This window comes from Halorussus marinus (genome assembly GCF_004521895.1).
In the GTDB taxonomy this organism is placed as follows: domain Archaea; phylum Halobacteriota; class Halobacteria; order Halobacteriales; family Haladaptataceae; genus Halorussus; species Halorussus marinus.
Genome location: NZ_SBIR01000019.1, coordinates 1 through 25,893, shown reverse-complemented (window position 1 = coordinate 25,893; position 25,893 = coordinate 1). Strand labels below are relative to the sequence as shown.

The 25,893-nt window shown below is 65.1% G+C and carries 33 protein-coding genes; all 33 read left to right on the top strand.

Annotated elements, in window-relative coordinates; translation table 11 throughout:
* Window positions 1-164: 164 nt before the first annotated feature.
* Window positions 165-3,320, top strand: a complete 3,156-nt coding sequence (locus EPL04_RS18255; protein ID WP_134672616.1) for a DUF5817 domain-containing protein — start codon at window positions 165-167, stop codon at window positions 3,318-3,320.
* Window positions 3,317-3,643 carry an AbrB/MazE/SpoVT family DNA-binding domain-containing protein gene (locus tag EPL04_RS18250; RefSeq protein WP_134672615.1) on the top strand — a complete coding sequence of 109 codons (327 nt, stop codon included), beginning with the start codon at window positions 3,317-3,319 and terminating at the stop codon, window positions 3,641-3,643. The genes EPL04_RS18255 and EPL04_RS18250 overlap by 4 nt, the downstream gene beginning before the upstream one ends.
* Window positions 3,640-3,939, top strand: a complete 300-nt coding sequence (locus EPL04_RS18245; RefSeq protein WP_134672614.1) for a hypothetical protein — start codon at window positions 3,640-3,642, stop codon at window positions 3,937-3,939. Before EPL04_RS18250 ends, EPL04_RS18245 begins: the two co-directional genes overlap by 4 nt.
* Entirely contained in the window at window positions 3,936-4,385 is a 450-nt protein-coding gene (locus EPL04_RS18240) for a hypothetical protein (RefSeq protein WP_134672613.1), read from the top strand. The genes EPL04_RS18245 and EPL04_RS18240 overlap by 4 nt, the downstream gene beginning before the upstream one ends.
* A 232-nt stretch (window positions 4,386-4,617) precedes the next feature.
* Complete coding sequence (locus tag EPL04_RS18235; RefSeq protein ID WP_134672612.1) at window positions 4,618-4,863, top strand: hypothetical protein; 246 nt, start codon at window positions 4,618-4,620, stop codon at window positions 4,861-4,863.
* Window positions 4,864-5,067: 204 nt separating this feature from the next.
* Window positions 5,068-5,568 carry a hypothetical protein gene (locus EPL04_RS18230; RefSeq protein ID WP_134672611.1) on the top strand — a complete coding sequence of 167 codons (501 nt, stop codon included), beginning with the start codon at window positions 5,068-5,070 and terminating at the stop codon, window positions 5,566-5,568.
* Window positions 5,565-5,906 carry a DUF3307 domain-containing protein gene (locus tag EPL04_RS18225; RefSeq protein ID WP_134672610.1) on the top strand — a complete coding sequence of 114 codons (342 nt, stop codon included), beginning with the start codon at window positions 5,565-5,567 and terminating at the stop codon, window positions 5,904-5,906. The genes EPL04_RS18230 and EPL04_RS18225 overlap by 4 nt, the downstream gene beginning before the upstream one ends.
* On the top strand, window positions 5,906-6,202 hold the full coding sequence (locus EPL04_RS18220) for a hypothetical protein (protein WP_134672609.1): 297 nt from the start codon (window positions 5,906-5,908) through the stop codon (window positions 6,200-6,202). The genes EPL04_RS18225 and EPL04_RS18220 overlap by 1 nt, the downstream gene beginning before the upstream one ends.
* A gap of 160 nt (window positions 6,203-6,362) precedes the next feature.
* A complete protein-coding gene (locus tag EPL04_RS18215) occupies window positions 6,363-6,887 on the top strand; it encodes a hypothetical protein (protein ID WP_209019671.1) in 525 nt (174 codons plus the stop codon).
* A gap of 17 nt (window positions 6,888-6,904) precedes the next feature.
* Entirely contained in the window at window positions 6,905-7,081 is a 177-nt protein-coding gene (locus tag EPL04_RS18950; RefSeq protein WP_167599522.1) for a hypothetical protein, read from the top strand.
* A gap of 286 nt (window positions 7,082-7,367) precedes the next feature.
* Window positions 7,368-7,700 (top strand): hypothetical protein, encoded by a 333-nt coding sequence (locus EPL04_RS18210; protein WP_134672608.1) that lies wholly within the window; start codon window positions 7,368-7,370, stop codon window positions 7,698-7,700.
* Window positions 7,697-8,038, top strand: coding sequence for a hypothetical protein (locus tag EPL04_RS18945; RefSeq protein ID WP_167599521.1), 342 nt, complete (start codon window positions 7,697-7,699; stop codon window positions 8,036-8,038). The genes EPL04_RS18210 and EPL04_RS18945 overlap by 4 nt, the downstream gene beginning before the upstream one ends.
* 167 nt (window positions 8,039-8,205) lie before the next feature.
* Complete coding sequence (locus tag EPL04_RS18200; protein ID WP_134672606.1) at window positions 8,206-8,799, top strand: HGGxSTG domain-containing protein; 594 nt, start codon at window positions 8,206-8,208, stop codon at window positions 8,797-8,799.
* Entirely contained in the window at window positions 8,796-10,406 is a 1,611-nt protein-coding gene (locus EPL04_RS18195; RefSeq protein WP_134672605.1) for a phage terminase large subunit family protein, read from the top strand. The genes EPL04_RS18200 and EPL04_RS18195 overlap by 4 nt, the downstream gene beginning before the upstream one ends.
* On the top strand, window positions 10,403-12,376 hold the full coding sequence (locus EPL04_RS18190) for a phage portal protein (RefSeq protein ID WP_134672604.1): 1,974 nt from the start codon (window positions 10,403-10,405) through the stop codon (window positions 12,374-12,376). The genes EPL04_RS18195 and EPL04_RS18190 overlap by 4 nt, the downstream gene beginning before the upstream one ends.
* Before the next feature lie 76 nt (window positions 12,377-12,452).
* Window positions 12,453-12,584 carry a hypothetical protein gene (locus EPL04_RS19385; RefSeq protein ID WP_280633734.1) on the top strand — a complete coding sequence of 44 codons (132 nt, stop codon included), beginning with the start codon at window positions 12,453-12,455 and terminating at the stop codon, window positions 12,582-12,584.
* Window positions 12,585-12,704: 120 nt separating this feature from the next.
* Window positions 12,705-14,321, top strand: a complete 1,617-nt coding sequence (locus EPL04_RS18185) for an XkdF-like putative serine protease domain-containing protein (protein WP_134672603.1) — start codon at window positions 12,705-12,707, stop codon at window positions 14,319-14,321.
* A 14-nt stretch (window positions 14,322-14,335) separates the two neighbouring features.
* Window positions 14,336-15,397 carry a hypothetical protein gene (locus tag EPL04_RS18180; RefSeq protein ID WP_134672602.1) on the top strand — a complete coding sequence of 354 codons (1,062 nt, stop codon included), beginning with the start codon at window positions 14,336-14,338 and terminating at the stop codon, window positions 15,395-15,397.
* A gap of 14 nt (window positions 15,398-15,411) precedes the next feature.
* Window positions 15,412-15,594, top strand: a complete 183-nt coding sequence (locus EPL04_RS18175) for a hypothetical protein (protein ID WP_134672601.1) — start codon at window positions 15,412-15,414, stop codon at window positions 15,592-15,594.
* Entirely contained in the window at window positions 15,594-15,971 is a 378-nt protein-coding gene (locus tag EPL04_RS18170) for a hypothetical protein (RefSeq protein WP_134672600.1), read from the top strand. Before EPL04_RS18175 ends, EPL04_RS18170 begins: the two co-directional genes overlap by 1 nt.
* 3 nt (window positions 15,972-15,974) lie before the next feature.
* Complete coding sequence (locus tag EPL04_RS18165) at window positions 15,975-16,334, top strand: hypothetical protein (protein ID WP_134672599.1); 360 nt, start codon at window positions 15,975-15,977, stop codon at window positions 16,332-16,334.
* Window positions 16,335-16,337: 3 nt separating this feature from the next.
* On the top strand, window positions 16,338-16,646 hold the full coding sequence (locus EPL04_RS18160) for a hypothetical protein (protein WP_134672598.1): 309 nt from the start codon (window positions 16,338-16,340) through the stop codon (window positions 16,644-16,646).
* Window positions 16,647-16,748: 102 nt separating this feature from the next.
* On the top strand, window positions 16,749-17,618 hold the full coding sequence (locus EPL04_RS18155) for a hypothetical protein (RefSeq protein WP_134672597.1): 870 nt from the start codon (window positions 16,749-16,751) through the stop codon (window positions 17,616-17,618).
* A complete protein-coding gene (locus EPL04_RS18150; protein WP_134672596.1) occupies window positions 17,619-18,077 on the top strand; it encodes a hypothetical protein in 459 nt (152 codons plus the stop codon).
* Window positions 18,074-18,619: a hypothetical protein gene (locus EPL04_RS18145; RefSeq protein ID WP_134672595.1), complete on the top strand. Its 546-nt coding sequence runs from the start codon at window positions 18,074-18,076 to the stop codon at window positions 18,617-18,619. The genes EPL04_RS18150 and EPL04_RS18145 overlap by 4 nt, the downstream gene beginning before the upstream one ends.
* A 112-nt stretch (window positions 18,620-18,731) precedes the next feature.
* The gene (locus EPL04_RS18140) at window positions 18,732-19,616 is read left to right on the top strand and encodes a phage tail tube protein (RefSeq protein ID WP_134672594.1); all 885 of its coding nucleotides are present in this window, start codon (window positions 18,732-18,734) and stop codon (window positions 19,614-19,616) included.
* 1 nt (window position 19,617) lies between these two features.
* A complete protein-coding gene (locus EPL04_RS18135) occupies window positions 19,618-20,154 on the top strand; it encodes a hypothetical protein (RefSeq protein ID WP_134672593.1) in 537 nt (178 codons plus the stop codon).
* Between the two features lie 76 nt (window positions 20,155-20,230).
* The gene (locus EPL04_RS18130; protein WP_134672592.1) at window positions 20,231-21,349 is read left to right on the top strand and encodes a hypothetical protein; all 1,119 of its coding nucleotides are present in this window, start codon (window positions 20,231-20,233) and stop codon (window positions 21,347-21,349) included.
* Between the two features lie 21 nt (window positions 21,350-21,370).
* Window positions 21,371-22,039, top strand: coding sequence for a hypothetical protein (locus EPL04_RS18125; protein WP_134672591.1), 669 nt, complete (start codon window positions 21,371-21,373; stop codon window positions 22,037-22,039).
* 6 nt (window positions 22,040-22,045) lie between these two features.
* A complete protein-coding gene (locus EPL04_RS18120) occupies window positions 22,046-23,212 on the top strand; it encodes a hypothetical protein (protein ID WP_134672590.1) in 1,167 nt (388 codons plus the stop codon).
* A gap of 124 nt (window positions 23,213-23,336) precedes the next feature.
* Window positions 23,337-23,774, top strand: a complete 438-nt coding sequence (locus tag EPL04_RS18115) for a hypothetical protein (RefSeq protein WP_134672589.1) — start codon at window positions 23,337-23,339, stop codon at window positions 23,772-23,774.
* Window positions 23,775-23,819: 45 nt separating this feature from the next.
* On the top strand, window positions 23,820-25,565 hold the full coding sequence (locus EPL04_RS18110; RefSeq protein ID WP_134672588.1) for a right-handed parallel beta-helix repeat-containing protein: 1,746 nt from the start codon (window positions 23,820-23,822) through the stop codon (window positions 25,563-25,565).
* Between the two features lie 146 nt (window positions 25,566-25,711).
* The coding region (locus EPL04_RS19100; protein ID WP_209019670.1) for a hypothetical protein at window positions 25,712-25,893 on the top strand (182 nt) is incomplete at its 3' end.

The following is a 25,893-nucleotide window of genomic DNA, read 5'->3' as shown; positions in this document are numbered from 1 at the left end:
CACAGGCGGGAACTCGGCCATCACGCCACCACCACTAAGACAGCCATGAGTCCGTACACCCTCTCGGCGCGGTTGCTCGCCCAGCTGGCGAGCCACTGCTCTCCCCTTAAAAAGCAATCTCCCATTTCTCGGAGAGATACAGACGCACAACCGAGGTGGATAGCATGACGTACCAGATCGTCGGCTGTTCGAACTGCACGGGCTACTGGATCACGGAGAACCTCCGCGAGCAGGCCACCACCGAATGCCCTCTCTGTTTCCAGCAGCACGACACCGCGAAACTCAACGTCCGCTTCCAGCACGACAACTTCGAAACCACGGCCGAAATCCGGTCGAAAATCGTCGCCCAACACGCCGGCGAACTCGACGCGTACGAGAACTGCGACGACTACGGCATCCAAGCCGACCGCGTCGACGAACTCCACCGCGACCGCGAGCGGCGGTTCGCGGACGAAGCCGAACAGGCATTCAGCGAGTACGACGAGCTGCTCGCCGACGAGGTCGAAACGTCCCTCGAACACTGGCGGGCCCAGCACGACTATCTCGAAGCTGAAGCCTGGGATGCGCTCTCTGACCAGCACACCCGGTTCGCCGACGAAGCCAAGGAGGCGTTCCGCGACCAGGATACTCGGCTCGGTGACCGTGTCGATCTCGACCGCGACTACAGTACGGTCGACCATGACGACCCGGAGACGCTCGGCACCACCGGCGGCCTCTCGTTCACCGAACAGGGGCGGTTCGCCGACGCAACCCTCACGCTCGAGGCACCCGTCTCGGAACTAGCGGCCACTATCGTCGACCAGCTCCGCGACACCCTCGTCGACGCGATCCGCGAGCTCGCCGACGGCCGGAGCGCGCTTGAACTGCAGGCGCTCCTCGATGACGCAGGCGTCACAGCCAGCCAGCCCGATACGGATCTGCTCGGACTTGCTGATCGCGTCGCCCGCGGCAGCAAACACGCCGCGCTCGACTTCTACGGGCAGCTTGCCCAGACTGCTGGTCGAGCGACAACCGAGGACACTACCCTTGCACCACAGCTGCTCGCGCTCGTCGACACGACGCCGACCATCAAAGTTGATCTCACCAGCGCGTTCTGGGATCGGCGCCGCAGCCAGCGCGAAGACATCTGCGAGTACCTGGCTGCGCTCGCCCGCGGATGCGACGTCCGGATTATCGGCTCGCCGCTTGACCAGCACGACCTCTACGACGACCATCGTTCGGACCTCCCCGTTAGTCGCGACGACATCACACCCTCGCGGGAGAGCCGCGACGACCGCGTCGAAGCAGCGAAAGCCAGCCTCGACCGGGACGGTCGCGAGATCGCCATCCTGCGTGCGCTCGCCGGTGAGGATAGCCAGACGCTCCCCTACGGAGCGCTCTACTCGCGGTTCACCGGCGTCCAAGACTCTCGCATCCGTCAGTGCATCAGCACCCTCAGCGGGCTCGGAGTCGTCGACACGTTCGGGCCGAACACTGACCGCTACGTCGAGCTCCTGCCCGCCGGCGAGGACTACCTCAACTGGCTCGACACCGAAACCGCACGACAGCAGACGCTCGAGGAGTCCGTTAGCGACCAGTTGCAATCGTCCGACGATAGCCGTGTAACCACGCGCACACACGAGGCCCCCTCCCCGGAGGGCCAACGGCGGCGGCTGCCCCACCTCCACACCCTGCAGCCGCTGGCCCGCTGGGATGCCACCGCAACTGCTGCCAGCACCCCGCAGAACGGCCTTGCAGTGGTTGACTTCCCGCTCCAAGAACAGGCCGATCGCGGTAGTCCGCGGTGGTACTACGACTACCGCCGGGACCGCCTGGTCGTGGGTGCTGAGTTCGACGGACCGATGCAGTACTGGGTGTGTGTCGCCAGAGCGTTAGCCAGCTCGAAGACGTTCGCGAACATCCTCGAGGACGGCGACCGGCTCGACGACACCGACGAGTTCGCGCACTTCCTCACCGAGAACAAGTACGTCCTCCGGGACTCGCGGTGTCTCGGCCACCTCCCCGACAGCGTGGAGGACGGCGGCGACTACGTCGACGAACTCGAGTCGGCCGAGGAGCATCTCTGCGAGCTGACCAAGCGGCTCCACAATGGCGACTACGACGGCAGCGAAGCCGAGTACCGGGGCGTGATCACCCGGGAAGCGCTCGGCCTTGCCGGAACGATGGTCCACCTTCTAGATCTCGTCGACGTAGAGGTTGTCCGGCAGGTCCGCCTCCCGAGTTCGAACGGCGGCCGGAACGACATCCTCACCGACGATCGCCGGGAGACGCTCGTGAAATCGCTCGCGACCGGCGTTGCGATCCAGTCGACGTACAACAACTCGTCGGTGTACCGCCAGCTGTTCGAGACGCGGGAGGAGAAGCGGGACGCCGCGATCGTCCCGACGGTCGACTACGACGACCCCTTCGGGAGCCTGATCGGGTCGGTGTGCGTGGTCGGCGATCTCGGCAGCGAGGAGGACGCGCTTGTCGAGGATCTCCGCCAGCGGCTCGGCAGTCCTGGCGAGATCCACGAGGATGCACCGGATATCCGAGTCCGTGTCCCGGTTCGGTCGACCGAGCAGCTCGGACGGATGGCGTTTGCGACCGCCGTCGAACGGCTGTGTTCAGCGAAGAATATCAAGCCGACCAGGGAGGCAGTGTCGGTCCTCAGGTTGTTCTCCGCGACGCCGTTCGACGCGGCCGCCGCAGTCTGCGGACTCTCAACTGAGGATCGCCGACGTGACATCCGGCTCGACGAGGTCCGGACTGGGCTGGCTCAGGTCTCGGAGGCTCGCGTCATGCCGTGGCTCTCGTCGGGGGTCCGCGATCTGGTCACGGTGCTGCTCGAAGCCCGCGAACCGCTGTCGGTTGCGGAGCTCTGCGAGCGCGCCGATGTTGCGACGTCGACGTGGCACCGGAACAAGGACGTCCTCGAGGCGCTCGACATCATCCGCGACACCAGTGCGGGAGTCCGGCTAGCGCTCCCGTTCCGGGACAGCGACGAGTACGATGTCCAGCCGTGGTACACCCAGTCCGACGGGGATCGCGACGACTTTCGGGAGGCCAGCGTCCCAGGTGTCGTACTCGACCTCTTGGACGAGCTTGCACCGCCTCGGGAGGTGATCGAACGCGTTAGTGAGGCGGTGCGGGACGGCGACGTGGAGCGACTCCGGGATGAGTGGTCGGTGCTCGCCGGCTGGCTGGGTGTCCTCCAGGACGTGACGGCCGACCACCGCCACACGGCGACTCAGGAAACAGAGGAACTGGTGGTGTTCGGTCGGCGGCCCGAGCAGGCGAGTCTCCAGGAGGCCGCAGCCCAAGGAGGTGTTGGTGCGTGACGAGTGATCAGTCCGAGAAGGCGCTCGCGAGCGGGAAAGCGTACGACGCGAACGGCACCCAGTACATCTATCTCCGCGCCGACGCGGTGTCCGCGCTCGGCCTCAAGGGCGGCGACGAAGTCGCAGTCTTTGACGACGGCGACGGCAGCCTCCGCGTCGTCCCGAAGAACGGTGATGCTCCCGGCGTCGTTGAGTGCGTCCACTGCGAGACGCCGATCCCGCGCGGAGACATCGCTCGCCACCATGCTGACGAGCACCAGTGGGAGCGCTACGACCCCGTCTGGTACCTCGACAGCGGCGACGACGGAGGTGACGACTCGTGACGAACGCTGCCGAGGAGGAGACGGTGTTCGTGGTGTCCCGGAGCGGGAATGGCGGCCGGAATCACGTCCATACGGATCCGGATTGCCAGCACCTTCAGCGTGCAAAGAACGTGTTTGAGAAGCCTCGGAGCGTCGTCAACGTCGACCGGCTCTGCCGGGTCTGCTCGGGAGAGTACTCGCCGCCGAAGACCGATGGTCCGAACGAGATGCGGAAACTGCTCTCGTCGACGGCGCCGGAGGAGATCGGGCTGTCGGCGATCGGAGAGCGAGATGGCATGGGTGGTGGTCAGGCGTGATCGAGAACCGCGAGCTGCACGTCGGCGAGAGCGGGCTGTGGATCCCGCCCGAGCTCCGCGAGTTCAACAGCCAGATTGTGATCCGGACGCCCCGGTCGACACTCCAGCACTTCGGCACCGGGCCGCTCGACCCCTACTACGGGATAATCGACGAAAGCCACTTCGGCAGCGCTGACTCGCTCGAGGACGCCCGGAACCCGAGTCTCGCCCCGGACCGCGTGTCGATCAAGCCCCAGGGCGAGCCCACGTACGAGTTCGAGGTCGACACGGATCCGGACGTCCGGTGTGATGGTGGGCGGTCGACGGACGAGTCTGAGCGTGACGAAGACTGGACGATGCGGATGAGCAATAGCCCAGACCGTGGGCCCGTTGAGCTCTTTCGGGTTGCGTGGCGGCGATACACCCGGTCGGATACTGATCACGACGAGGATGGTGGTCAGGCGTGACGACGTGTGACGAGTGCGGTGTCACCTCCCGCGGGGCGTTCATCCAGGAGTTCGAGGATGGCCGTGATCTCTGCGAGGACTGCTGGCCCGCGGATGGGTGTGAGCGCTGCGGGACCGAGACGACGGAGACCACGCTTTCGGGCGAGTATCGTTGTCGGCGCTGTCAGGAAACGATTCGCGGCCAGGACTCGACACGTCCAGCTGACCAGGCGGGTCTTGGAGAGTGGTCGCGATGACTGGCGACACCGTGTTCGTGTCGCGCCGTCGCTACACGAATCGGAACGTCTACCACACGGACCCGGAGTGCGGGCACCTGTCGAACGCGGATGATATCCGCGAGACTACCCGGGGTGTCCTGTACGAGGATATGCGGCAGTGTCGGTACTGTGCTGGCGAGTATCCACAACCCGGTGGGAGTGGCGATGGGCACTATCAGAGTCTGATCCAGGCGGCCGATGAGGACGGTGGTTCGGCGTGATCGCCACGGAAGCCCGAACGGTAGCACGCCGTGCTACCCATGGGGGCCAGCGATGACCCGGCACCTGCGCGGTGAGACGAAGACGTGCCCGCACTGCGGCCGGGAGATCTCGCGCTACCCCGTGACCAACGTGCCGATGCATGTCGAGATGCAGTGCCCGGAGCGTCCCGACCGCGAGCAGGCCGGCCTCGAGAGGTGGTCCGCATGAACTATCGATCTCCTGAGGAGGACGAGGAGATCCCGCACATCGACCGAGCAGTGGACCAGCTTGGGTTCGACCCGCGGCGGTTCTTCGACGAGCCGCTCCTCTCGGCTGATGACACGGCGATGGATCCGGTCGAGCGGATGCGCGGCATCATCCGCGGCCTCGACGACAAACAGTCCGTCGCCAGCCTGCTGTCGGTCGAGAAGAACCTCGAACGCGGCCCCCGTGACGAGGTCATCGGGATGCTGCAGGATCGGATGGCGTTCCTCCGCGAGCACGGCGAGCGCCCCGACAACCTGCGGACCGAGTGGCCCCACGAACTCCCCGAGCGCTACCGCCCGCACGACCGCGACCGCCGGCAGGTCGACGTCTACTGGGTCGACGAAGACGAGGGCGAGCGGCGCCCGTGGTCAGAGCGCCCGACGTCGCCGACGGTCGGCCGGTCGTTCGACGACGTCCAGGACGACGCGGTCGCGACCGATGGTGGTGAGTCCCAGTGACCTCGTTCAGCCTCTACCTGCTCGCACTCCACCTCCTCGGGGACTTCCCGCTCCAAACAGACTGGATGGCCGCCCGGAAGATCGACGAGCCACGAGTCCGACTCGCTCATGTCGGCGTCTACACGGCAGTCGTCTCGACAGTACTCTGGGCGACACCGTGGCCACCAGCTGCGAGCGCGCTGTTCATCGCGCTGGTCGCCACCACACACTACGTCATTGACAGCCGCCGATGGAAAGACCCGGTCGACGGGTTCGAGACACGCCCGATCTGGTTCGACCAGGCGTACCACATCATCTCGCTCGCCGCGGCGGTCGCGATCGTCGAGGTGATCTGGTAATGCCCTCGGAGAACCCTCTCGGCCTCTCGGACAACGAGATCATGGCCGCAGTCCAAGAGCTCTGCCAGACCGGCGAGACGGATCTGCTCGGCGGCGGCGTGTCGACAGTTGTCCTTGCGGATGAGCTCGGCCTGGAGCAGACGTCGGTCGAGGACCGAGTCCGCTACCTCGTTGAACGGGGCCGACTAGTCCGGGTGTGGGGCGCCCGACCGAGTCCGCCGTATCGACCGCGGCAGAGCTATCTGCCTGCCGACATGGTCGAGGATGATTCAACGCGCCTATCCGAACGATTATGACGGAACAGGCCCCAGAAGTGAGTGAGAACACGCCCCCGCTAATCTGCATACTATCCACGTCACTGCAGAGGGGGTCAAGCAGACTCGATTTTTCTTGCCAGCCATGAGTACGTCCAACCAATCCCCGACTACTGTCGAGTGCACACACCCCGAGTGTGAGGTGCTCGGCAACTACTGGGAGTTCAGACACGGCGACTACTGTTCAACCACCTGCGAGATAAAGCACGATGGCCGCAAGCAACTGCGGAAACTGATGTACGACCACTGCAGATGCTATTCGTGCTTTCGCGAACTCAAGACCATCAACCCGCCAAAGCCCGACTGGGAGTTCGACGAACGCGACTACGGCTGGACGCTCGACGAAAACGGCGACCCAACCCTCGAGTTCTACGACCAAACACACTCCCGGTCCGCGGCGGTCGGCTTCCAATTCGACACTGAATACGCCACAAAAGGCGAGAAACAACGTGGCGAACTCGTCATAACGAGCACTATCTGTCAGGCCTGCGGGAATACTGACCACTCCCACCACGACCCAGTGCTCGCAGACCGCGACGCAGTCGGCCGCCTCGTCTCGCTCCTCGACCAGTATGACGATGTCGTGTTCGACGCCGAGACACTGCACCGCGAGTACAAACACTCCGAGGATGTCGAACTCGCGGTCGGCGAAGCCCTCCACGACTAACCCGGATATTCTAGCCGATGACTGACAGCTATCCAGAGCGCGTCGTTTTCGAGTTCGCTGACCGCCGACTTGTCGGCGAGGTCGTCGACGCGACCACGCACGCATCGTTCAACCAGCCACCCATGCAGGTGTTCACCGTCGAGGCCAACGGCAGCCAATACACCGTCTCAGAGCGAGACACCGCGCCCGCCTAGCCCGCGGACCCTGATGACGTGGAGATCCGAGTCCAGATGCCTCTGGCCACGTTTCGCGTCCTGGTCTCCATCGAGGGCTGTACTTTCCATACCGAAGACCATGCCCAGCCAGCCCCCGATTGAGCTCGTCGTCGGCGCTCCGCTGCAGACGCGCGCCGAAGACGGCGCTCTTATTATCGGCATCCGGACCGCGGAGGGCTGGCAGGAGTTGAAACGCATCCCAGCCAGATCGCATCGTAGCGATAACTGACCAATGACGCTCTCACCCCCACGATACCCACGACGTATGTTCGACAGCACGCGGATCGACCCAACAGCACTCTCCCAGTGGCGCTCCCGGCCACGGGAAGCACTGAAATGCTACCTGTTCGCCGGCCTACTCTCGTTTTACCCACACGAGTACAACGCCGACACGCGGAAACTCGTTACCGTGCTCGTGTTCGTAACGTGGGCGGTGATCGAGGTCCTTGCCGTCGCCGGCGTCGGGAGCGCGCCCGGCCTGATGGTCTACCTCCGGCCGGCGGTCTTCCTCATCCTCGGCCAGATGTGGGGGATCGAGATCGTCAACATGCAAGCGTTCGGCGACACCCAGGCCACCCAATCGGAGGACGATTCGTGACACTCCTCGAAACCGCGGTCGCGTTCGTCAAGTCCGCCGGCCAACCCACCGAGTCCGATTCCGAACGCGACGGCTTCCTCTCGTACAAATCAGAGACCCACGCGGTCGGTCTCGGCATCGCCGCCGGGTTCTTCGCGACCGCGCACGGCGAAACCCAGCTGCTCGCACTCGTCTACGGCGCCGCCGTCTACGGCAAAGCCTACGAAGCATCAGGCCAGCGCCGCCGGCTCTGGAAGGACGTCCGCAGCGAGCCCCACTACGCACTCGGTGGCGCGGTCGCCGGCTCCGTGTTCGGAATCCTCGCCGGCTGGCTCGTCCGACTCGCCGGCCAACTCTAACGATGGCCTGGACCTGTACGGACTGCGGCCGCACGTTCGCGTTCGACCCCTGCGAACGTGAACGAACCGCCGAGGACGGCCCGACCTGTCTCCGCTGTCTCAACCCGACTGGAAAGTAACCCGACGAACCGCCATGCAACCCGACGTCTGTCAAACCCCCATGCACGATGGCCAGTGACGAACCCCTCCCCGAGCGCTGTGGCGCCGAAACGCGCAGCGGCGGCTACTGCGAGAACTATCCCGTCGACGGCGCTGAGCGCTGCCGGATGCACGGCGGCACCCAGCCGACGGGTATGGACTCGCCGAACGCCGTCCACGGGCTTCGGTCGGACTACCTCTCGGAGGACGATCGCGAGATCTACGAGCAGGTCCGCCAGCACGACAACGCCGAGCTGATCCAGGAGGAGATCTGGTCGATCAAGACCAAACTCCTCCGGGCGGCCCGTGAGGCGGACGGCGACGAGGGCGTGCAGATGGTGCATGACTTGATCGAGCAGGTTGACGAGAATCAGTCGGTCGACCGCGAGATGATCGCGGCGTTCGCGAAGCTGCTGCAGACGTCGTCGGGCGCGGTCGACCGCGCGATCGGCCGGCTGAACGACCTCGTGAAAACCCATCACAAGATCACGGAGGGCGAGTCGTTGAGCGTCGAGCACTCCGGCCAGATCGATGGCGAGCGCACCCACTCGCTCGACGAGGGCACGAAAGACATCGCGCGGGAGGTCCTCCGGCGCCGGCGCGAGGACGGTGCTTCCGAATGAGTATCGATCCGGATAGCGCGCTGGCCGAGCTCGACACGGACGCGCAGGCCGAGCAGATCTGGCGCGACCTCGAGGATCCCGAGCGCCGGCGGGAGGTTCTCAACCCGTTCGAGGACTGCCCGTGGGAGGAGTTTCTGAACGAGCTCACCTACGGCTACATGCAGGGCGAGCGCGACGGTTGGATGCCGGTCGCCGACGTCCACCTCGACTGGGTCGACCGGTTCCGCTCCGACAAAGACGTCGGGCTGCTCGCCCACCGCGACAGTCTGAAGACGACCGCGACGCTCGGGATCGTGATCGCGCACCTCGAGTACATCGACGGGTTCCGAGCGCACTGGATCACAAACACCCAGGGGCAGGCGCACAAGAAGGCCGACACCGAGTTCTGGAAGCTGGTCGAGCGCAACCCGTGGCTGACGAACCTGAACAGCCAGCCCGTCCAGGACACCAAGGAGGTCAAGGAGTTCCAGAACGGCTCGGTGCTGCACGCCGGCTGGCTGTTCGGCGCGATCGAGGGCGACAGGTCGCATCTCTTGATTCTCGACGACGTCATCAAGGAGCACGGCGACGGTGAGACCGACAACGTCCTCACATGGATCGAGGGCGTCACCGTGCCGATGGTCAAGGACTCGGGCAAGACCGCGATCATCGGCACCCGGAAGCGCCCCGACGACATCTACGCGCATATCGCCGATCGGGACGCCTACGACTTCGTCGAGTACCCCGCCGTGCTCGACGTCTGGGATCAGGAGTTCCGGGACGACGACAACTGGCGGGAGCGCCGGCCGCCCGAGGAGCTCTACACCGAGGTCGACAACCCGCTCTCGGAGGGCGGCGACACCGTCCACGTCCTCTGGCCGGAGGCCCGCGGCCCCGAGTACCTGGCGGACAAGTACCAGCAGATGAGCCCGCACCTGTTCTGGCGGGAGTTCTGCATGGTCATCATGGGCGCCTCGGGGAACCTCATCGAGAAACAGGACGTCGACCAGCTCGTCGACGACGGCGGCTGTTCGATCCGCAACCAGAGTCCGCCCCAGACGCTGTCGCCCGGCGCCGGCGAAGCCACAGTGGTCGCCCACGACCCAGCCCAGTCGTCGACGGGAGACAACGCGGCGTTCGTCGCGTTCCGCGTTGGCCGGGACGGCCGTCGGCGCCTCCTGGACGCGCACGCCGAGCAGGGGATGCAGCCGAGCGCGATCCGGGCGAAGCTCCTCGACCTCGACGACCGCTACGACCCGGCGATGGTCGTGATCGAGTCGAACGGGATGCAGCAGTACGTGGCGAACGACGCGATCGAGTTCAGCCCGAGCCTGCGGTCGAAAGTGACGGGGATCCCGACGACGGGCAAGAAGCACAGCTGGGAGAACGGCATCCCGCGGCTGCGGACGCTCGTCGGGAACGGCGGCATCCAGTTCTACCGCGGCCACGGGCCGACCGAGGACTTCATCCAGGCCGCCCTCTCCTTGGAGCTGAAGGACGGGAAGCTGTCGGGCCACACGCCGGACCTGATCGCGGCGTGGTACATGGCCGAGCAGGGCATCCGGCGCCTGGAGGACATGGGCGCGCTCGACGCCGACGATGACAACTCAGGAATTTCATACCTATGAGCAACAGCGAACCTGACGACAACGGAACGGTCGAGTTGAACGTCGAGGGGATCGGCGGAGACGGCGCGCTCTCGAAAGCCGACACGAGCACCCAGCTCCCCGAGCGGCGCGTCCGCAGCCACAACCTCGGTGTCAAACCGCCGTACAACCCCGACCGGCTCGCTGCGTTCCTCGAACTGAACGAGACCCACGCCACTGCCGTCCGGAAAAAGGCCCGCTACGAGGTCGGGTTCGGGTTCGACATCACCACCGTCGACGACGTCGACGTCGACGAGGCCGACGACCAGGAGCGCGCGGTCACAGAGGCGTTCTGGCGGGGCGCCGACTCCCGCTGGCTGACCAGCCCCCAGAAGGCGGCCGAGCCGACCACTCCGGAGGAGGTGTTCGAGCTCGCCCGTCAGGACTACCACTCGATCGGCTGGTGCTGTCTGGAGATCCTCACCGACCTCGAGGGCCGGCCGGTCGGGCTCGCGCACGTCCCCGCGAACACCGTCCGCGTCCGCAAACCTCAGTCGCAGTTCGACCAGCCACGCCATCCCGAGGAGGGCACGTTCGTCAGCCCCGACGATGCGACCCTCGCAAGCCGGGGGTACGTCCAGATCCGGCAGGGCCGCCGGCGCTACTTCGGCGAGGCCGGCGACCGCTACCGCGGCCTAGACGCGACCGTCACCGGCGGCGAGGATCCGACAGTCCGGTACACGACCGACCCGGACGATGACCGGGAGCCGATCTTCGTCGATCGCGAGACCGGCGACGTCGTCGAGGGCAGCGCGGAAGACCTCGACAACGCGCCGGCGAACGAGCTCATCTTCATCCGCAACCCCAGCCCCTTAGAGCAGGACTACGGGGTCCCCGACTGGGTGTCCGCCATCCGAACGATCAGCGCGGACGAGGCAGCGAAGGACTACAACCGCGAGTTCTTCGACAACGACACCATCCCCCGGTTCGTCATCAAGGTGACCGGCGGCGAGCTCACCGAGGAGTCCAAGCGCGACCTCCAGCAGATGCTGCACGGGCTTCGCGAAGAGAGCCATCGGACGGTGATCCTCGAGGTCGAGAAGTTCCAGCGCCAGCTCGACGAGGATATCGAGATCGAGCTGGAGCCGCTCGGCCAGGGGATCAGCGAGGAGATGGACTTCCGCGAGTTCCGCGAGAAGAACGAACACGAGATCGCGAAAGTCCACGAGGTGCCGCCCATCCTGATCGGCGTGACCGAGACGAGCAACCGGTCGAACTCGCAGGCGCAGCGCCACGAGTTCGCCACCGAGGTGATCGCGCCCGAGCAGCACAAGTTCGCCCAGCGGCTGTACGCGATCATCCATCAGACGGCGCTCGGCGTCACCGACTGGACGATCGACTACGAACTGCGCGGCGCCGACCAGCCCAAGGAGAACGCCGACATCGCCCGGCGGAAGATCCAGGCCGTCCGAGGCGCGATCCCGGTCAACCGGGCGCTGGAGATGATCGGCGAGGAGCCACTCCCCGACGACCATCCCGTCGACGGCGAGACGTTGGTCGCGAACGTCGGCAGCGACCCCCGCGGGCAGGTCCCCGGCGCCGGCGGTGGGCGGCCGAGCGAGCAGGCGCGGGCTGCCCACGCCCCGCCGCCCGAGAACAAGCAGGGTGAACGCGACTGGTTCACCGTCGAGGCCGAGCTGCTCGACAAGGAGATCGAGCAGACCCAGTTCGACAGCACGAACCTCGATGAGGGCCTGTACGACTTCGACGAGCAGGAGCTCTACCTCTCGTTCGAACGCGACGAGGGGTCGAACTCGCTGTACGCGTACGTCGACGTCCCGCCGACCGAATGGAGCGCACTCGTGAACGCGTCCAGCCACGGCAGCTACCACTACGACTCGATCCGGCTGGAGTACCCCTACGTGGAGATCACGAACTTCCACGACCGGCTGCCCGAGGGCCCCAGCCCGGATCCTGGCGAAGCGCCGGACGATATCCCGAGCGACATCTGACGACGATCGCCGATGACCGTGGGCGCGCCCGACGTCCCACGCGAGGCACGACCGGGGCACGGAGTTCTACGAGACCATGAGCAACGACAGCAACAGCAAGCGCGGCGAGAAGCGTGGCGTCCTCGGCACCGGTCGTGCCCAGAAGCTCGACAAGACCATGGACGCCGACGCGGACGCCGCCAACGACGAAGACGAACAGGAGAACTAATTCATGACCCCTGAAGAACGCGACTACGTTCAGCGAGCCATCCACGCGATCGAGGGCGACGAGCCGGACGACCGCGCAGTTGGCTACCTCAACACCGCGCTCTCCGAGGAGGGCTGACCCATGCCGCCGGTAGCGAAGGCAGGCGGCGAGCAGTTCCGGAAAGACGTCTCGTTCGTCGCGAAGGACGACGACGAGCAGATCGCCGCCGGTATCGTGATGGTCCCCGACAAGGCGGACCTCCAGAACGACTTCGCTCGCGAGGAGACGATCCGCGGGTTCGCCGACCAGTTCGAGGCGTTCGTCGACGCCGGCGAGGCCGGCGGCGGCATCATGCACGCCGTCTTCCCCGACGGCTGGATGGAGCTCGAACGCAACGAGGTCCTTGACGAGAGCGAGGAGGTCGGCGGCGAGACTGTCGACGCGGGCGCGTGGATCCAGGAGTGGCGGATCGAGAACGACGAGCTCTGGAGCCTCATCACCGACGGAATTCTCGAAGGCTACTCGATCGGCGCGATCCAGGTCGACTGGAACGGCCCGTTCAACCAGGACGAGGTCGACGACGTCGCCGTCTCCGACGACCTCGGCGAGGATGCTCTCGTCTGGGAGCTCGTCGACGGGATCATCCGCGAAGTGAGCGCGGTCGACATCCCGGCGGTCCCCGACGCCCAGATCTTGGAGACGAAGGCCGACGCGGAGAAGCGGCTCGGCGACTACCTCGGTGACCCTGACGGGTTCGTTGAGGAGGCGCTCGCCCGCGGGCACTCCGAGGAGGAGGCCGAGCGGCTCTGGGAGGTGCTCAACGACGCGGTCGAGGCCGATGGCTCTGGCGAGCCCGGTGAGAAGAGTCTCTTCCATCGGATCGGCAAGGCCGCGGTCGACACGTTCCTCAGCGGCCCCGATGCGACGGGCCCGAGCGCCGACCCGACGTTCGCGAAGAGCACCGACAGCCCGGAGTGCTGGGTGTGTGGCGACGCCGCGGAGTACCAGAACGAGGATCCGCCGGGTGAGTTCCTGTGTGCCGAGCACGCTGACCCGCAGGGGGACCGCGTCACCGAACTCTCCGCGGCCACCAGCAAGGACGGCCGGACGCTCTCGCAGTCCAACCAGGAGTCGGCGATGGCGGCGGTCGACGCGAACCTCGACATGCTCGAGGACGCCGGCGTCGACCATGGCATGACCCGATTCACTGACCGCGACGACGTCGACTTCGACCTCTCCGAGCACGACGCCCGCGAGTGGACCGGCGACCACGACGACGAGGGCGAGGGCGAGGAGACGGACGTATCGCCCGTCAACAACGCTGCCGGCGGCGACACGCCGGACGACACCACCAAGACAGACATGCCCGACGACGATCCCGAGGGCGGGGACGACAAGAGCCTCGCCGAAGAGAACGCGGAACAGATCACCGAACTGACGCAGGCGGTCGAAAATCTCACCGAGAGCCTCACCGGGCCCGAGCCGAAGACGGCCGAGATCGAGATCGACGGCGAGTCCTACGAGGTCCCCGAGGACGCGGCGAAGGCTGCGCTCGGCGTGGACGAAGAGGCTGGCGTCGGCGTCGCGGACGCGGTCGAGGAGCTGAAGGAGAAGGCCGAGCGCGTCGACGAGGTCGAGCGCCGGCTGGACACGATCAACCAGCAGAGCGGCCACTCGACGCAGCTCGAACGCAGCGCCGGCGAAGGCGAAGAGGGCGACGAGAGCGGTCTGAAGAGCCTGGGAGAGGCGCTCTCCTAACGGAGTGACTTCATATGGGAACCAACACTATCGACGCGGTCCGGAAGCAGAACCAGGAGGCAACGCTCTACCAGAAGGACATCGGGCTCGCCGAGCTCGACGGCTTCCAGCTCCCCGCGGACGTCACCGAGGAGTTCCTCGCGCGGATGCAGAAGGAGGTCAACATCCTCGGCGAGGCCGACACCATGACGCTCGAACGCCTCGAGATGGACGTCCCCCAGTTCGGCGTGCCCCGGCTGTCGGGCCACACGCGGGCTGAGGAAGCTTCCCGGACGTCGAACTCGGCGGCGGAGTCCGGCGAGGTGTCGTTCAACGCGACCGACCAGAGCTACTACATCCTGGTTGAGCCGAAGCGCGACGCGCTGAAGAACACCCACTACGGGCCCGAGCAGTTCGGCGACTACATCGTCGACGAGTTCGTCCAGCGGTGGGGTAACGACGTGGCGCTGATCGCGATGCGGGCGAACGCCGACTCCGGCAACCTGCAGTCGATCGGTGGCGCCGCTGAGCTCGACACCACGTTCGACGGCTGGATCGCGATCGCCGAAGGCGAAGACTCGGCGAGCAATCGGATCGGTCTGGAGGACACGGCCGACGCCGAGACGTCGACGATGCCCGAGGTCGACAACACGGACGGCAGCGGGAACCCGCAGCCGCTGGACACGAGCGTGTTCAACACGGCGATCCAGACGCTCGACTCGCGGTACCGGGACCAGGACCAGACGGTGTTCCTGATGAACCCCGATCAGGTCCAGCAGTACGCCATGTCGCTCACGGAGCGTGAGGACCCGCTCGGAAGCGCGGTGATCTTCGGCGACAGCGACCTGACGCCGTTCTCCTACGACATCGTCGGGGTGAACGGCTGGCCGACCGAGTACGCGATGTTCACCGACCCGTCGAATCTGGCGTTCGGGCTGTTCGAGGAGATGGAGCTCGACCAGACGACCGACACGGACAAGGTCCACGAGGACCGGCTGCACTCGCGGAACTGGCTGGAGGGCCAGTTCGACTTCCAGATCAAGGAGATGCAGGCCGGGACGCTCGTCACGGGGCTGGCCGACCCGCTCGCGGCCTAACCGGGTGACCTGACATGACGCGAACCACGGTCTATCGGGGCACGCCCGACGACCACGACGACGAACCCCTCGCCGATGTCTACCACAACCACGACGCTGACGACGCGGTCGTGATCAAGGCGCAGGGGACCGAGTACCGTATCCCGGAAGATGAACCGGTCGACATCTACATCGACGGCGAGGAGGCCGACAACTGATGGCGGGCCCCACCACCAACGCCGAGATCCGCGACCGCTACGAGCGCGGTCTCGCGCTCACCGACGGCGCCCGCGGCAACGTCGCGACCGACAGCCCGGCGAACGGCGCCGACACGGTCGTCCCCGCCGACGCGGACGTCCACGTCGTCACGGCCGACGGGACGAACACGGTCGACCTCTCCGACGCCGCCGAGGAAGGCCGCGAGGTGACCGTCGTCCACAACGGCGGCGCGAACACGCCGACGGTGTCGTTCGCCGACGCGGACTTCGTCGGGACCGGACCGGCGAACATGACCGCGGCGGGCGCGACGGCGACCGTCCGCAATATCGACGGCTCGGCTTCGGGCTGGGTCGTTGTCGCCACTGGGAGCGCCTAACCTATGCCCCGCGTTGAGAAGACCCGCGGCGGCAAGGTCTACATCCAGTCGGTCGACCGCTTCTTCGAGCTCGGCGACCAGGCCGACGTCGACACCGACGAGGCCAGCTACCTCGTCGACGAACGCGGCGACTTCGACCTCGTCGACAGCGACGCCACCGATGCTAGCGCCGATGCTAGCGGCGACGACGAGCGTGAGGAGATCGCGCCCCACGAGCTGACGCTCGACGAGCTGGAGGACGCACTGGACCGCGTCGACGACGTCCACGTCCTCGACTCGATCGAGATGCGCGAAGACCAGGGCAAGGATCGCGAGGGAGCGTACGGCCTCATCGACAGCCGCCGCAGCGAGCTGGAGGACTAACCCATGCCTCCCTGGTACGACAGCACCACCATCGCCGACTCGGCGACCTTCGGAGCCGGCGAGACGAAGACAGCGTCGGTCGAGCAGTACCACACGCCAGCCGTCTGCGTCGCCGTCGAGAACCTCGAAGGGAACGCCGACGACACAGTCACCGTCGAGATCGTCGGCGACGCCGGAACCTACGAGGTCGACAGTCGGACGCTCTCAGAGACGGGCGGCTACGTCGTCGACGTTCCGCAGGCGGACTCGGTCCAGGTGACCAGCGCGAACGGGACGACGATCAGCGCCGAAGCGCGGAACAACCCGGGGTGAAAAGCTATGGCTGACAGCGATGATCTCGACATCTACGACGAGTCCGTGCAGCGAGGCATGTGGTACGAACTCCACTTCGGCTCGCACAAGGAGGACTAACCCATGCCTACGACGGGGTACTGCACGCTCGAGGATGTCCGGCGAGCGCTGCGGAAGAGCCAGCTGCCGGGCGACGTCTCCCAGGATGAGGCGATTGCCGTCGACGCGATCGCCGCGGAGACCGAGCCGCTGGAGAAGGAGCTGAAACAGTACTGGTATGCGCCGGCCGGTGCCAGCATCCTCGACGAGGCCACGGCGGTCGACATCCCGACCGGGCCGAAGACGAGGGACGACGAGCACGACATCCCCACGCACGGCGGGTTCGTCCACGGCGCCAGCGAGCGCGAGCGATTCCGGTATCGCGAGAACAGCGACGCGCTGCTGGAGTTGGACCCACGCAACGATCGGCGGCGCGAGCTCCGGCGCGACCCGAAGCGCGAGATCCGGATCGCGACCGGTGAGTATCAGGACGGCTACCAGGACGACCAGCCGGCGTACACGCGGATCCAGTTGGAGCGTCGCGATGTCGAGGCGGTCAACAAGCTGCTCGTGATCGGCGCGGACGGCTCGTACACCGACTGGGTCGCGAGCGACGAGTACAGCGGCGGACTGTGGCCGGACGCGCTCGGCGACGACTACTACGTGCGGCTGAACAACGGCGGAGTCAGCGAGCTCTACATCGACGTCCACGCGCTCGACGACGATCTCGCCAGCCTGAGCAACGGCGTCTACATCGACTTCGATTACGGCCACGAAGGGATCCCGCGAGCGATCCGGCGCGCGGTGGCGCTCAGGGCCGGTGCGGAGCTCGCCGAAGAGGCCGTGATCTCCATTCCGGAGAATGCGACGCTGTACAACGTCGAAACGAAGGCCGACTCGATGCGGGAGAAGGCGGCCGATCTCATCGAGGAGTACCGCCGGGAGGACATGTAGATGGAACTCGACAGCAGCTTCGAGTCCGACCTCCGTGAGGCCGTCCTCAACGACGTCCACGACACACTCATAGGGACGGACGGTCTCGCCGAGGGGGTCCAGACCCACGCCCACGGCCTGCTCCGGGCGTACGGTCAGCGCCACGACTACGACGTCGGGACGCTGATCGACGCCGGCACGCTTGAGGTCGACCGCCAGCCCGGCCGTGTGGTCGCCCGCTGGGGGTGGCCCGAGCCTGCGATCTACTTCGAGCGCGGCACCGTCGACCACGAGGTCCATGCGAAGAGCGCGGATGTCCTCTCGTTCGTCTGGACTGATCCGCCGCAGTGGGTTCGCGAAGAATTCGAGCCCGAGGGTGACGGCTACCGCGTGTTCCTCCCCGAGGTAGAGGTGGAGGGTCTGCCCGAATCGCGGTTCATCCGTGACACGCTGCACTGGCTGCGACGGAGGCTCTCATGACGAGCGTGCATCCGGCGGTCGACTGGGTGCTCGACCAGCTCGCACCGGTCGTCGACAACGTCGCGACCGACTACAGCCTCCGCGACGGGGACCCGGTCGTGCTGAAGCGCGTCGACCGCGATAACAGCCAGGTCTACGACGGCAGTCAGAGCGTGGACATGACTGACCCGATCCACAAGCGGGAGGCGCAGTTGAAGACTGGCGCGTTTGCCGGCGCGTCGTTCGCGGATCAGGGCGGCGATCTCGTCGGCACCGAGCCGATGGTCGACGGTGACGTGGTCGTCTCGGTTCTCCTTGAGGGGATGACCTACCGCGAGTACGGCCACATCGACCCCGACGGCGAGAAGGGAATCCCGTTCGGCGAGCTCGTCAACCGGGTTCGGGACGCCCTCTACGACGAGGTTTCCTACCCGAGCGTCGACGACCCGCGTATGTCGTATCGGCATCTGACGATCGACGATGACCCACAGTCGGACGGCTGGAAAGACTTCTACCGGCACTCGCTCGACGTGACGCTTCACGGCTACGAGGACCTATCATGACAGACTGCACGCACTGCGGCGAGCCCGCCGCGGGCGGCGAGTGGCATCGGTCGTGCTATCTCGCCGCCCTCGGCGCACTGCTCGTCCAGACGACTAACGGAGGTATCGCACGATGACCGCGGGCGCCGCGACGGCCGCGTTCACGGTCGAGAACAGCTACGGCGACGGGCCCGCAACCGATCCGACCTGGTATCAGCCCGGCGTCGACGTCTCCGTGGGCGAGCTCTCGGTCGAGCAAGCGCTCGAACGCGTCCGCCAGCCCGATGACCCGACGCCGGCCGGCTCCCGCGAAGGCAACTGGGAGGGCGCCGCGTCCGTGAGCTTCACGCTCACCGACGACAACTGGCACGACCTCGTGTTCGCCGATGGCGGGACTGCGCTCCCCCACTCGGCGATGCACGCGCCGTCGGCAGCCTGGTACTTCGGCAACGACATGCCCGACGGTACGACCGAGTCTCGGGTTGCGACTGGCGCGATCGTCCCGGAGGCCACCATCAACTACGAGCAAGGGTCGCCGGTCACGGTCGAGCTCACGATCCTCTACGGGTTCGAGCCGACCGACGTCTCCGCGCCGTCGACCATCACCACGCCCAGCGACAACGACATCTTCGAGTGGCATGGGGCGTCCTTCCAGGTCGACGGCTTGGGCCAGTCGCTGATGCAGTCCGCCACGCTCTCGCTCGCCGGGCTCGCACGCTTCCGGCGTGGGCAGAGCCGCCACCCCTACGACGCGGTTGTCGACGCGGTCGAGCCGTCGTTCAGTACGGACGCGACGTTCACCGAGCGCGACCAGCTGGCCATGGCGGTCGACAACGTCGACGATACGGTCGGGAAGGTATCGGCGACGCTGTCGTTCGAGACCTCTCAGGCCACGACGATCGGCTACAACCTCACTGGTGTCCAGCCGAACAGCTACGGCTGGAGCGATCTCGTCACACCGGACACCGACCTCTCGGAGCCGATCGACTACCACGTCGCCGACGTGGAGGTGGCCTAACGTGCTGACCACCGAGACCTACCGGCTCAGCGAGGAGATCGAGACGCTCGCCGACCGGATCGACGAGCTCGACGACGAGCTTGAGGACATCGACGAGTCGACCGATCAGGCGCAGGCCGTGCAGGCGCGCCGCGACCGGCTCACGTACTTCCAGCGCGGGCTTCGCTGGCAGCGCGACGAACAGGACTGGGGCGACGCCGCAATCGAGCTCGGCGCGATGACCGCCGGCGAGAAAGCGATGATGCACCGGGAGGCGACCGACGGTGCCGAGTCCGAAGAGATGCGGCTCTGGTTCGTCGCCGCCAGCACCGTCGACGCCCCCTACCATGCTGACGATCTAGCGGAGACATTCACGAGGCTCTCGAACTGCCATCCCGCGTTCACCGAGTGGGCGGAAGCCCAAGCGAACGCGCTCGGGATCCCGGCCGAGTCGGGAAACAGGTCCTCGACGTCCTCGACGGCGAGCAACAGCTCGGGGACGTCGACCGGCGAGCCCGACTCGACTACCTCATCGTCGTCGGACTCGCCCACGGCATGAGCCTCGACGCGGTCATGGACTGCCCGATCGACTACCTCGAACTGCTTGACGTCTACGCCGCAACACGACCCCAGCTATGAGCGAGTTTAGTACCGAAGCCGAGCTCTCCCTCGTCGTACCCGAGTCGGAGCTGCGGAACGCTCGCCAGCAGATCGAATCCGGCATCGGTGCGACCGAAGTCGGGATGACCGACGGCGGGACGATGTCCGCGCAGTCCGCAGGCGGCGACCGTGGCGGACGGGCCCGGCGTCGAGCGCGACGCTCGTATCGCATGGAGCAGTCGAGGACCGAGTACCTCGAAGACGCTGTCGTCTATCTCGAATCCATCGACGACAAGGTCGGCGACGGAGGCGGCGGGCTCGCCGGTGGGATTCTCGACACCGTGCTCGACACGGGCGGTGACGCCGGTGGAGCTGCCGCGCTCGCGGGCGCGGCATCGGCGCTCGGTGGCGCGGCGTCGTCACTCTTCGGTGCAGCTGGCGCGCTCGGCGCCGCGGCCGCGGCGCTCACCACGTCCGACCTGCTCTCCGGCGAGTCCGTCTCAGTAAAGCGCCCGGGGTGGACGCCGCTCGCTGTCGAGAATCCGGGCACGATCAGTGTCGACAAGCCCGGCTGGGTGCCGCTCGCGGTCGAAGACCCCGGGACGATCGGCGTTGACGCGCCCGGAAGCATCCCCGTGGAGGATCCGGGGCCGCTCGCGGTTGAACAGCCGACGCTCGCCGTGGAGCGCGACCCATTGCCGATCGACCGTGACCCGCTGCCCGTCGAGGATGTCGGTCCGATCGCCGTGGATGTGTCGGTATCGGCCGATGGATCCACAGGGACAGGTAGCGGGAGAGGTAGTCAAGGCGGCGGCCAGGGCGATGACACACTGTTCTCCATCGGAGGCGACAACGGCATCAACATCGGTGAAGGCTTCGTCTCCGTCGGTGGCGAGACCGGCATCCAGGTCGGCAACCGAAACCGCGATGGCGGCCGGCAGTCTTCGACGGGCGGCGGAACACGGGACCTTTCTGTCTCGGCCCGGACCGAAAGCAGTGTTACCGTCGACACGAGTGGTCTCGACCGCTTGAAAGACGAGATCACTAGCGCGTTCGATGACTCCGTGCAAGAGACCCGGGACGACCTTCAAGACCAGATTGACGAGCTCAAATCCGAACTGGATAGCCTCCGGAGAGATATCACTGGCCGCTGAGAGACCACACGTCGAATTTTTATGACACTCACCAATCGAATCGTCCTCGAGGTCGACGTCCAGGACGAGAACGACCAGACACGAACCGGCGTCTTCCAACTCCAGGACGATCTCAACGTCACCGGCAACATCCCACGCGGATATCTCATGGGGTCGCGCGGGACGGTTCTCCGCCAGATCGTCAACATCGGGAATGACCTGCTGCCTGAGGACCTCGCCGACGATTTCCCCGACGATCTCGACAATCGGAAGGGCTTCTGGGTCGACGGCGGTGGCGGCGAATACCTCCAGACCATCACAGGGAACGCAGGCCCAACTGAGGATCCATGGGGTGACGGATCTGCAGACGCCGGGGACTACAACCAGTATGACGCCAGCGGTGATGTCCCGCTCGTCGCGAAAAAGCAAGTGCTCGAATGGTATCTCGCACAGGCAGAAAGCGACTCTCAGGGCCGCACCCGTCTCCACTACGGGCTGTGGACGGACGGATCCTACAGTGAGAGCGCGGGCGTGTTCGGCCAGCCGATGGCGGTTGCCATCCCCGAAGCCACGGTGACGGATGACCCGGACGACCCGAGCGTGATCGAGGTCTCGCTCGAATGCTCGTGGGCGGCGCTGTTCCCCGACCACGTCGTCGAGGCTGCCGAAAACGTCCAAGAGGAAGCCGCTGAGCTCATCCCCGACTTCTAATCACTCATGAAATACCTGTACACGACGCCGCTGTTCGAGGCGGCCACCACCGACGAGTCGGATAGTCTCGGCCAGCAGCTCGCCGAGCTCGGCCTGCTCGACGGCGACAGCGCCGCAGTCGAGTCACTCAGTTCGGAGGCTGCAGACCTCACGCTCGAGGGGCAGTTCCGCTGGGGCGACGAGATCTCGCCGATGCTCGCCGGCGAGCTTGAGGAACTTGCCGATGCTGGGCTCAGTCAACTGCCGCTCTACCAGCGTGGCGACGGCCGATATGGAAACCGCGGCTGGTACGAGGCCGCGAGCGCGGATGTCGAGCCACTGCACGCGAACCGGCGCGACGTCTGGAGCTATACGCTCAACCTCACATTCGTCGGCACGAAAGCAAACTACTTCCGGGCAGTCAAGACGAACGCGTGGCAGACCAATCACCCGTGGGGGAACTCCGTCGACGCACTTATCGGGATCCCGAGCTCGGCTCGGAAGGTCCGCTGGGTAGATCGTAAGTCCGAGACAGTAGCGCCAGCGAGCGCGGTCGAGACGATATCGGGCGAGCCAGGCGACGTCGCACTCTTCGACGTTATGGACGGCGAAGCTGCGATCGACGCCGAGAAACCGACGCTCATCTACGAGACCACGTATCCCGACGATGTCCGCGTGGGTGTCCGTCTCTACGATACCACGGGCAATGCAGCGAAGTTCGCGAACAACGGGGACGGTCCTCGACAGTGGCAGATCGTCCACTCAACCGGTCACGATATCGAGGCCCCGGTCGTGCTCTCGAACGGCGTACTCCGTGTAACGCTCGACGAGTTTTCGTCGCCGAACATCACTGCCGAGCGCTGGGACGACAGTGCTGGGACATGGTCGAGCGTCGACGCGGTCGAAACAGCGGGCGCGGACACGGACTGGGAACTCTACGATATCGACATCACGGACCTCGGGATGAGCGACATCCGCGCCCAGCTAGAGTTCGAACACCCAGACCAGGGACTCTACGACCTCAACGCGAGCCTCCAGACCGGCCGCGAGTCGGTTCTGTTCTTCATCCCTGAGAACGAATCGGAATCCGTCCCGTCTGGGTTGCAGGGGTGGCTCGATCCGATCGCAGCCGAGTGGTTCCTGGATCCGTCCCAAGAGCGGACGCTCGTCCGTCGGAAAGAAGTTCGGCGATAGCGACTCGGCGCCCCGATGATAGCCTCGAAGCCCCGAGGCGGAGGGCGTGGGCGAGACGTGACTCTTCATACTTCATCAGATAGCGATGACCACACAACTGCATGATCACGGAGAGGAATTCATCATGGATCTCGTGTTCCGCGGGGACACGATCACCAAGCCGAGCAACGTCACGCTCGGCCTGTTCCATGATGGCGAGGTATCGGGCGACACGACCAACGGCGACGACCTGAACGACAGCTCGGACATCGGCGACATCACGACCGAGCCATCGGGGTCGGCGTACGCGCGGCAGTCGGCATCGTTCGACACGACGGACTTCACGGTGCTGTACGAGAGCGGAAACTGGCAGGCCGAGATCGCGACTCAGGATTTCGACGTCTCGGACTCCGACCAGGAGGTCGACGCCTACTTCGTCCTCGTCGAGTTCCAGGCCGATACTACGAGCGACGGGTCGCCGACCGACCACCTGTTCTGGACGGACACGCTCGACAAGGCGTACAACCTGAGCAACATCAGTGACACGGCAAAACTCGCGGACGGGAGCTTGATCATAACGTGATCGGGTGACAGTAGATATTTCAGGGCCGGTTGTATAGCGTGGTTTATGAATCGGCGGCAGTTTCTCCTGGGTGCCGCAGGAAGCCTGGGATTCGCAGTTTCCGTCTCAGACTTAGACATGACAGAACACAGATTCCCTGAGGACGCAGGGACCGGAGCACACTCGAGTGGTAGCGGCGACAAGAACGACGCGGCAAACTTCGCGCAGGCGTATGACGCGATCGGGAAGACTGACTACGCGAAGGGACTGACGTTCGACGTTGACTACACCGTGCCGGAGGTGACGATCGACATGGAGAAGGCGGTCGTCTCCGACGACAGCGCGACCGCGACCCAGTCCGGGGAGAGTCGGACTGGAGTGGCGTACGTGCAGGAGATGGACGCCGTCACGCGAAGCCTTACGGATGGCGCGACGAACTACATCTATCTCAACCTCGATCTGGCGACCGACAATGACGCGTCCTACCATATCGACACGGACAAGACGCCGCCGTCGGCGCCGTATCTCTTCCTCGGTTCAGTGGACACCTCGGCAGACGTCTACCAGTTGGCGAACGAGCTGCCGAGCGAGGAGTTCGAATCGATTAGTACAGATCAACTCTCAATCACCGGGCAGTGGCACGACATTCGCGACTACGGTGCGGTCGGGGATGGCACCACGGACAACAGTCAAGCGATTCTCGACGCAATCAATGCCGCAGACAGCGACGGCGGGAACGTTATCATTCCACCGGGCGACTTCTACTATCAAGACCAGCTCGTATTCACAGCGATTAGTGACGTTCTTGTCACGGGATTCGGCAACCAGTCGATCCTCCGCCACGATGACGTTGGTGGCACTGGCGGGTTCCGATTCGAAGGCGCTACTCGACGCGTTACGCTCCAACGGTTCCGGCATCTCGGCGACCCCAGTACCACCGAGAAACAGCAGGGAATATCAATTGTTGGAGACACAAACGGCAACGTTCCAAAGAACTGCCTCGTCCGTAACTGTGTCCTCGAAGACTGGGGTGGCGATGCCATCGTCTGGTTTGGAGACGGTGGGGTCTCTGCTGAAGACATATCTGCAATCGGGAATAAGATTGTAAACTGCGGAGACGATGGGATCAACCCCGGCGCTGGCGACGGCGTTGTCGGGGGCGAAGTCCGAGATAATATTATCCTTGACCCGAACGACCGAACGAACGACGGTATCCATGTCTCTATTAGCGCGAATCAGGTTGAGGTTGTTGAGAACCGCATCGTTGGAACAAATATAGGCATCGGCCTCTTTGAATCCCATCAGAACACCATCCGAGGGAACCGAATCGAGAATACACAGTCACACGGCATTGACACAAAATCCGGCGATGCCACGAATAACTTCCAGAACAAAATTCTCGGCAATACTATCATTTCACCTTCTGGGACGGGGATACGTGTAGGGAACGGGGAAGACCACGAAATCAAAAACAACACGATCGAAGGCGCAAACCGTGGCATTCAGGCGAATGTTCGAGGACTCAATATTGTCGGGAATGAAATCATTACACCCTCCGACTACGGAATCGTCCTCAGTATTTCTGGCAACAATTCTCATTCGAAAACCAGCGACAATTATGTGTCCGGAACCGTCAATAATAACGGGATTTTCATCGACGCAAGCCGAGTGGCCCTCGTGGGGAACACGCTGACTGACGCAGACATCAACGAAAGCGGTGGCGACTACAACACTATTCAAGATAATATTGCGCCCGGAGGAGTCAGTGTGAGCGGGACGAATTCCCAGAGCGGTGGGAACATCACGTCGTAACGTTCGGCGCTCTGCTTAACGCGGCGTCCAATCTTTTCTGGATCTAATTTAACGGTATTTTCTTGTACAAGATATAACTGAGTCCGGTCGGTCGCGATTACGAGCACTGTCCTGTCGAACAACCCCCTTGACGCCCAGAGAGATCCATGCCCGAACTCGGAACCCAAGACCTCGGCACTATTGAACTCGGCACGCCCAGCAGCGAGACAACCGTCACCGCGACCGCAACCGGATCATACGCGACAGCGTCCGGCGGCAGCGCCTCGCTCACCACCACCGGGACGCTTACCGCGACCGGCGCGATCGCGTCGACGTCGCCCGGTGGCGC

Bases quoted from the DNA above. Each gene is read 5' to 3' on its own strand.
- EPL04_RS18195 (WP_134672605.1), top strand. From the start codon at position 8,796: ATGAGTATCGATCCGGATAGCGCGCTGGCCGAGCTCGACACGGACGCG.
- EPL04_RS18165 (WP_134672599.1), top strand. From the start codon at position 15,975: ATGCCCCGCGTTGAGAAGACCCGCGGCGGCAAGGTCTACATCCAGTCG.
- EPL04_RS18150 (WP_134672596.1), top strand. From the start codon at position 17,619: ATGGAACTCGACAGCAGCTTCGAGTCCGACCTCCGTGAGGCCGTCCTC.
- EPL04_RS18190 (WP_134672604.1), top strand. From the start codon at position 10,403: ATGAGCAACAGCGAACCTGACGACAACGGAACGGTCGAGTTGAACGTC.
- EPL04_RS18110 (WP_134672588.1), top strand. From the start codon at position 23,820: ATGAATCGGCGGCAGTTTCTCCTGGGTGCCGCAGGAAGCCTGGGATTC.
- EPL04_RS18120 (WP_134672590.1), top strand. From the start codon at position 22,046: ATGAAATACCTGTACACGACGCCGCTGTTCGAGGCGGCCACCACCGAC.
- EPL04_RS18180 (WP_134672602.1), top strand. From the start codon at position 14,336: ATGGGAACCAACACTATCGACGCGGTCCGGAAGCAGAACCAGGAGGCA.
- EPL04_RS18145 (WP_134672595.1), top strand. From the start codon at position 18,074: ATGACGAGCGTGCATCCGGCGGTCGACTGGGTGCTCGACCAGCTCGCA.
- EPL04_RS18155 (WP_134672597.1), top strand. From the start codon at position 16,749: ATGCCTACGACGGGGTACTGCACGCTCGAGGATGTCCGGCGAGCGCTG.
- EPL04_RS18140 (WP_134672594.1), top strand. From the start codon at position 18,732: ATGACCGCGGGCGCCGCGACGGCCGCGTTCACGGTCGAGAACAGCTAC.
- EPL04_RS18160 (WP_134672598.1), top strand. From the start codon at position 16,338: ATGCCTCCCTGGTACGACAGCACCACCATCGCCGACTCGGCGACCTTC.
- EPL04_RS18950 (WP_167599522.1), top strand. From the start codon at position 6,905: ATGACTGACAGCTATCCAGAGCGCGTCGTTTTCGAGTTCGCTGACCGC.
- EPL04_RS18185 (WP_134672603.1), top strand. From the start codon at position 12,705: ATGCCGCCGGTAGCGAAGGCAGGCGGCGAGCAGTTCCGGAAAGACGTC.
- EPL04_RS18235 (WP_134672612.1), top strand. From the start codon at position 4,618: ATGACTGGCGACACCGTGTTCGTGTCGCGCCGTCGCTACACGAATCGG.
- EPL04_RS18115 (WP_134672589.1), top strand. From the start codon at position 23,337: ATGGATCTCGTGTTCCGCGGGGACACGATCACCAAGCCGAGCAACGTC.
- EPL04_RS18210 (WP_134672608.1), top strand. From the start codon at position 7,368: ATGTTCGACAGCACGCGGATCGACCCAACAGCACTCTCCCAGTGGCGC.
- EPL04_RS18125 (WP_134672591.1), top strand. From the start codon at position 21,371: ATGACACTCACCAATCGAATCGTCCTCGAGGTCGACGTCCAGGACGAG.
- EPL04_RS18175 (WP_134672601.1), top strand. From the start codon at position 15,412: ATGACGCGAACCACGGTCTATCGGGGCACGCCCGACGACCACGACGAC.
- EPL04_RS18230 (WP_134672611.1), top strand. From the start codon at position 5,068: ATGAACTATCGATCTCCTGAGGAGGACGAGGAGATCCCGCACATCGAC.
- EPL04_RS18170 (WP_134672600.1), top strand. From the start codon at position 15,594: ATGGCGGGCCCCACCACCAACGCCGAGATCCGCGACCGCTACGAGCGC.
- EPL04_RS18130 (WP_134672592.1), top strand. From the start codon at position 20,231: ATGAGCGAGTTTAGTACCGAAGCCGAGCTCTCCCTCGTCGTACCCGAG.
- EPL04_RS18220 (WP_134672609.1), top strand. From the start codon at position 5,906: ATGCCCTCGGAGAACCCTCTCGGCCTCTCGGACAACGAGATCATGGCC.
- EPL04_RS19385 (WP_280633734.1), top strand. From the start codon at position 12,453: ATGAGCAACGACAGCAACAGCAAGCGCGGCGAGAAGCGTGGCGTCCTC.
- EPL04_RS18200 (WP_134672606.1), top strand. From the start codon at position 8,206: ATGGCCAGTGACGAACCCCTCCCCGAGCGCTGTGGCGCCGAAACGCGC.
- EPL04_RS18255 (WP_134672616.1), top strand. From the start codon at position 165: ATGACGTACCAGATCGTCGGCTGTTCGAACTGCACGGGCTACTGGATC.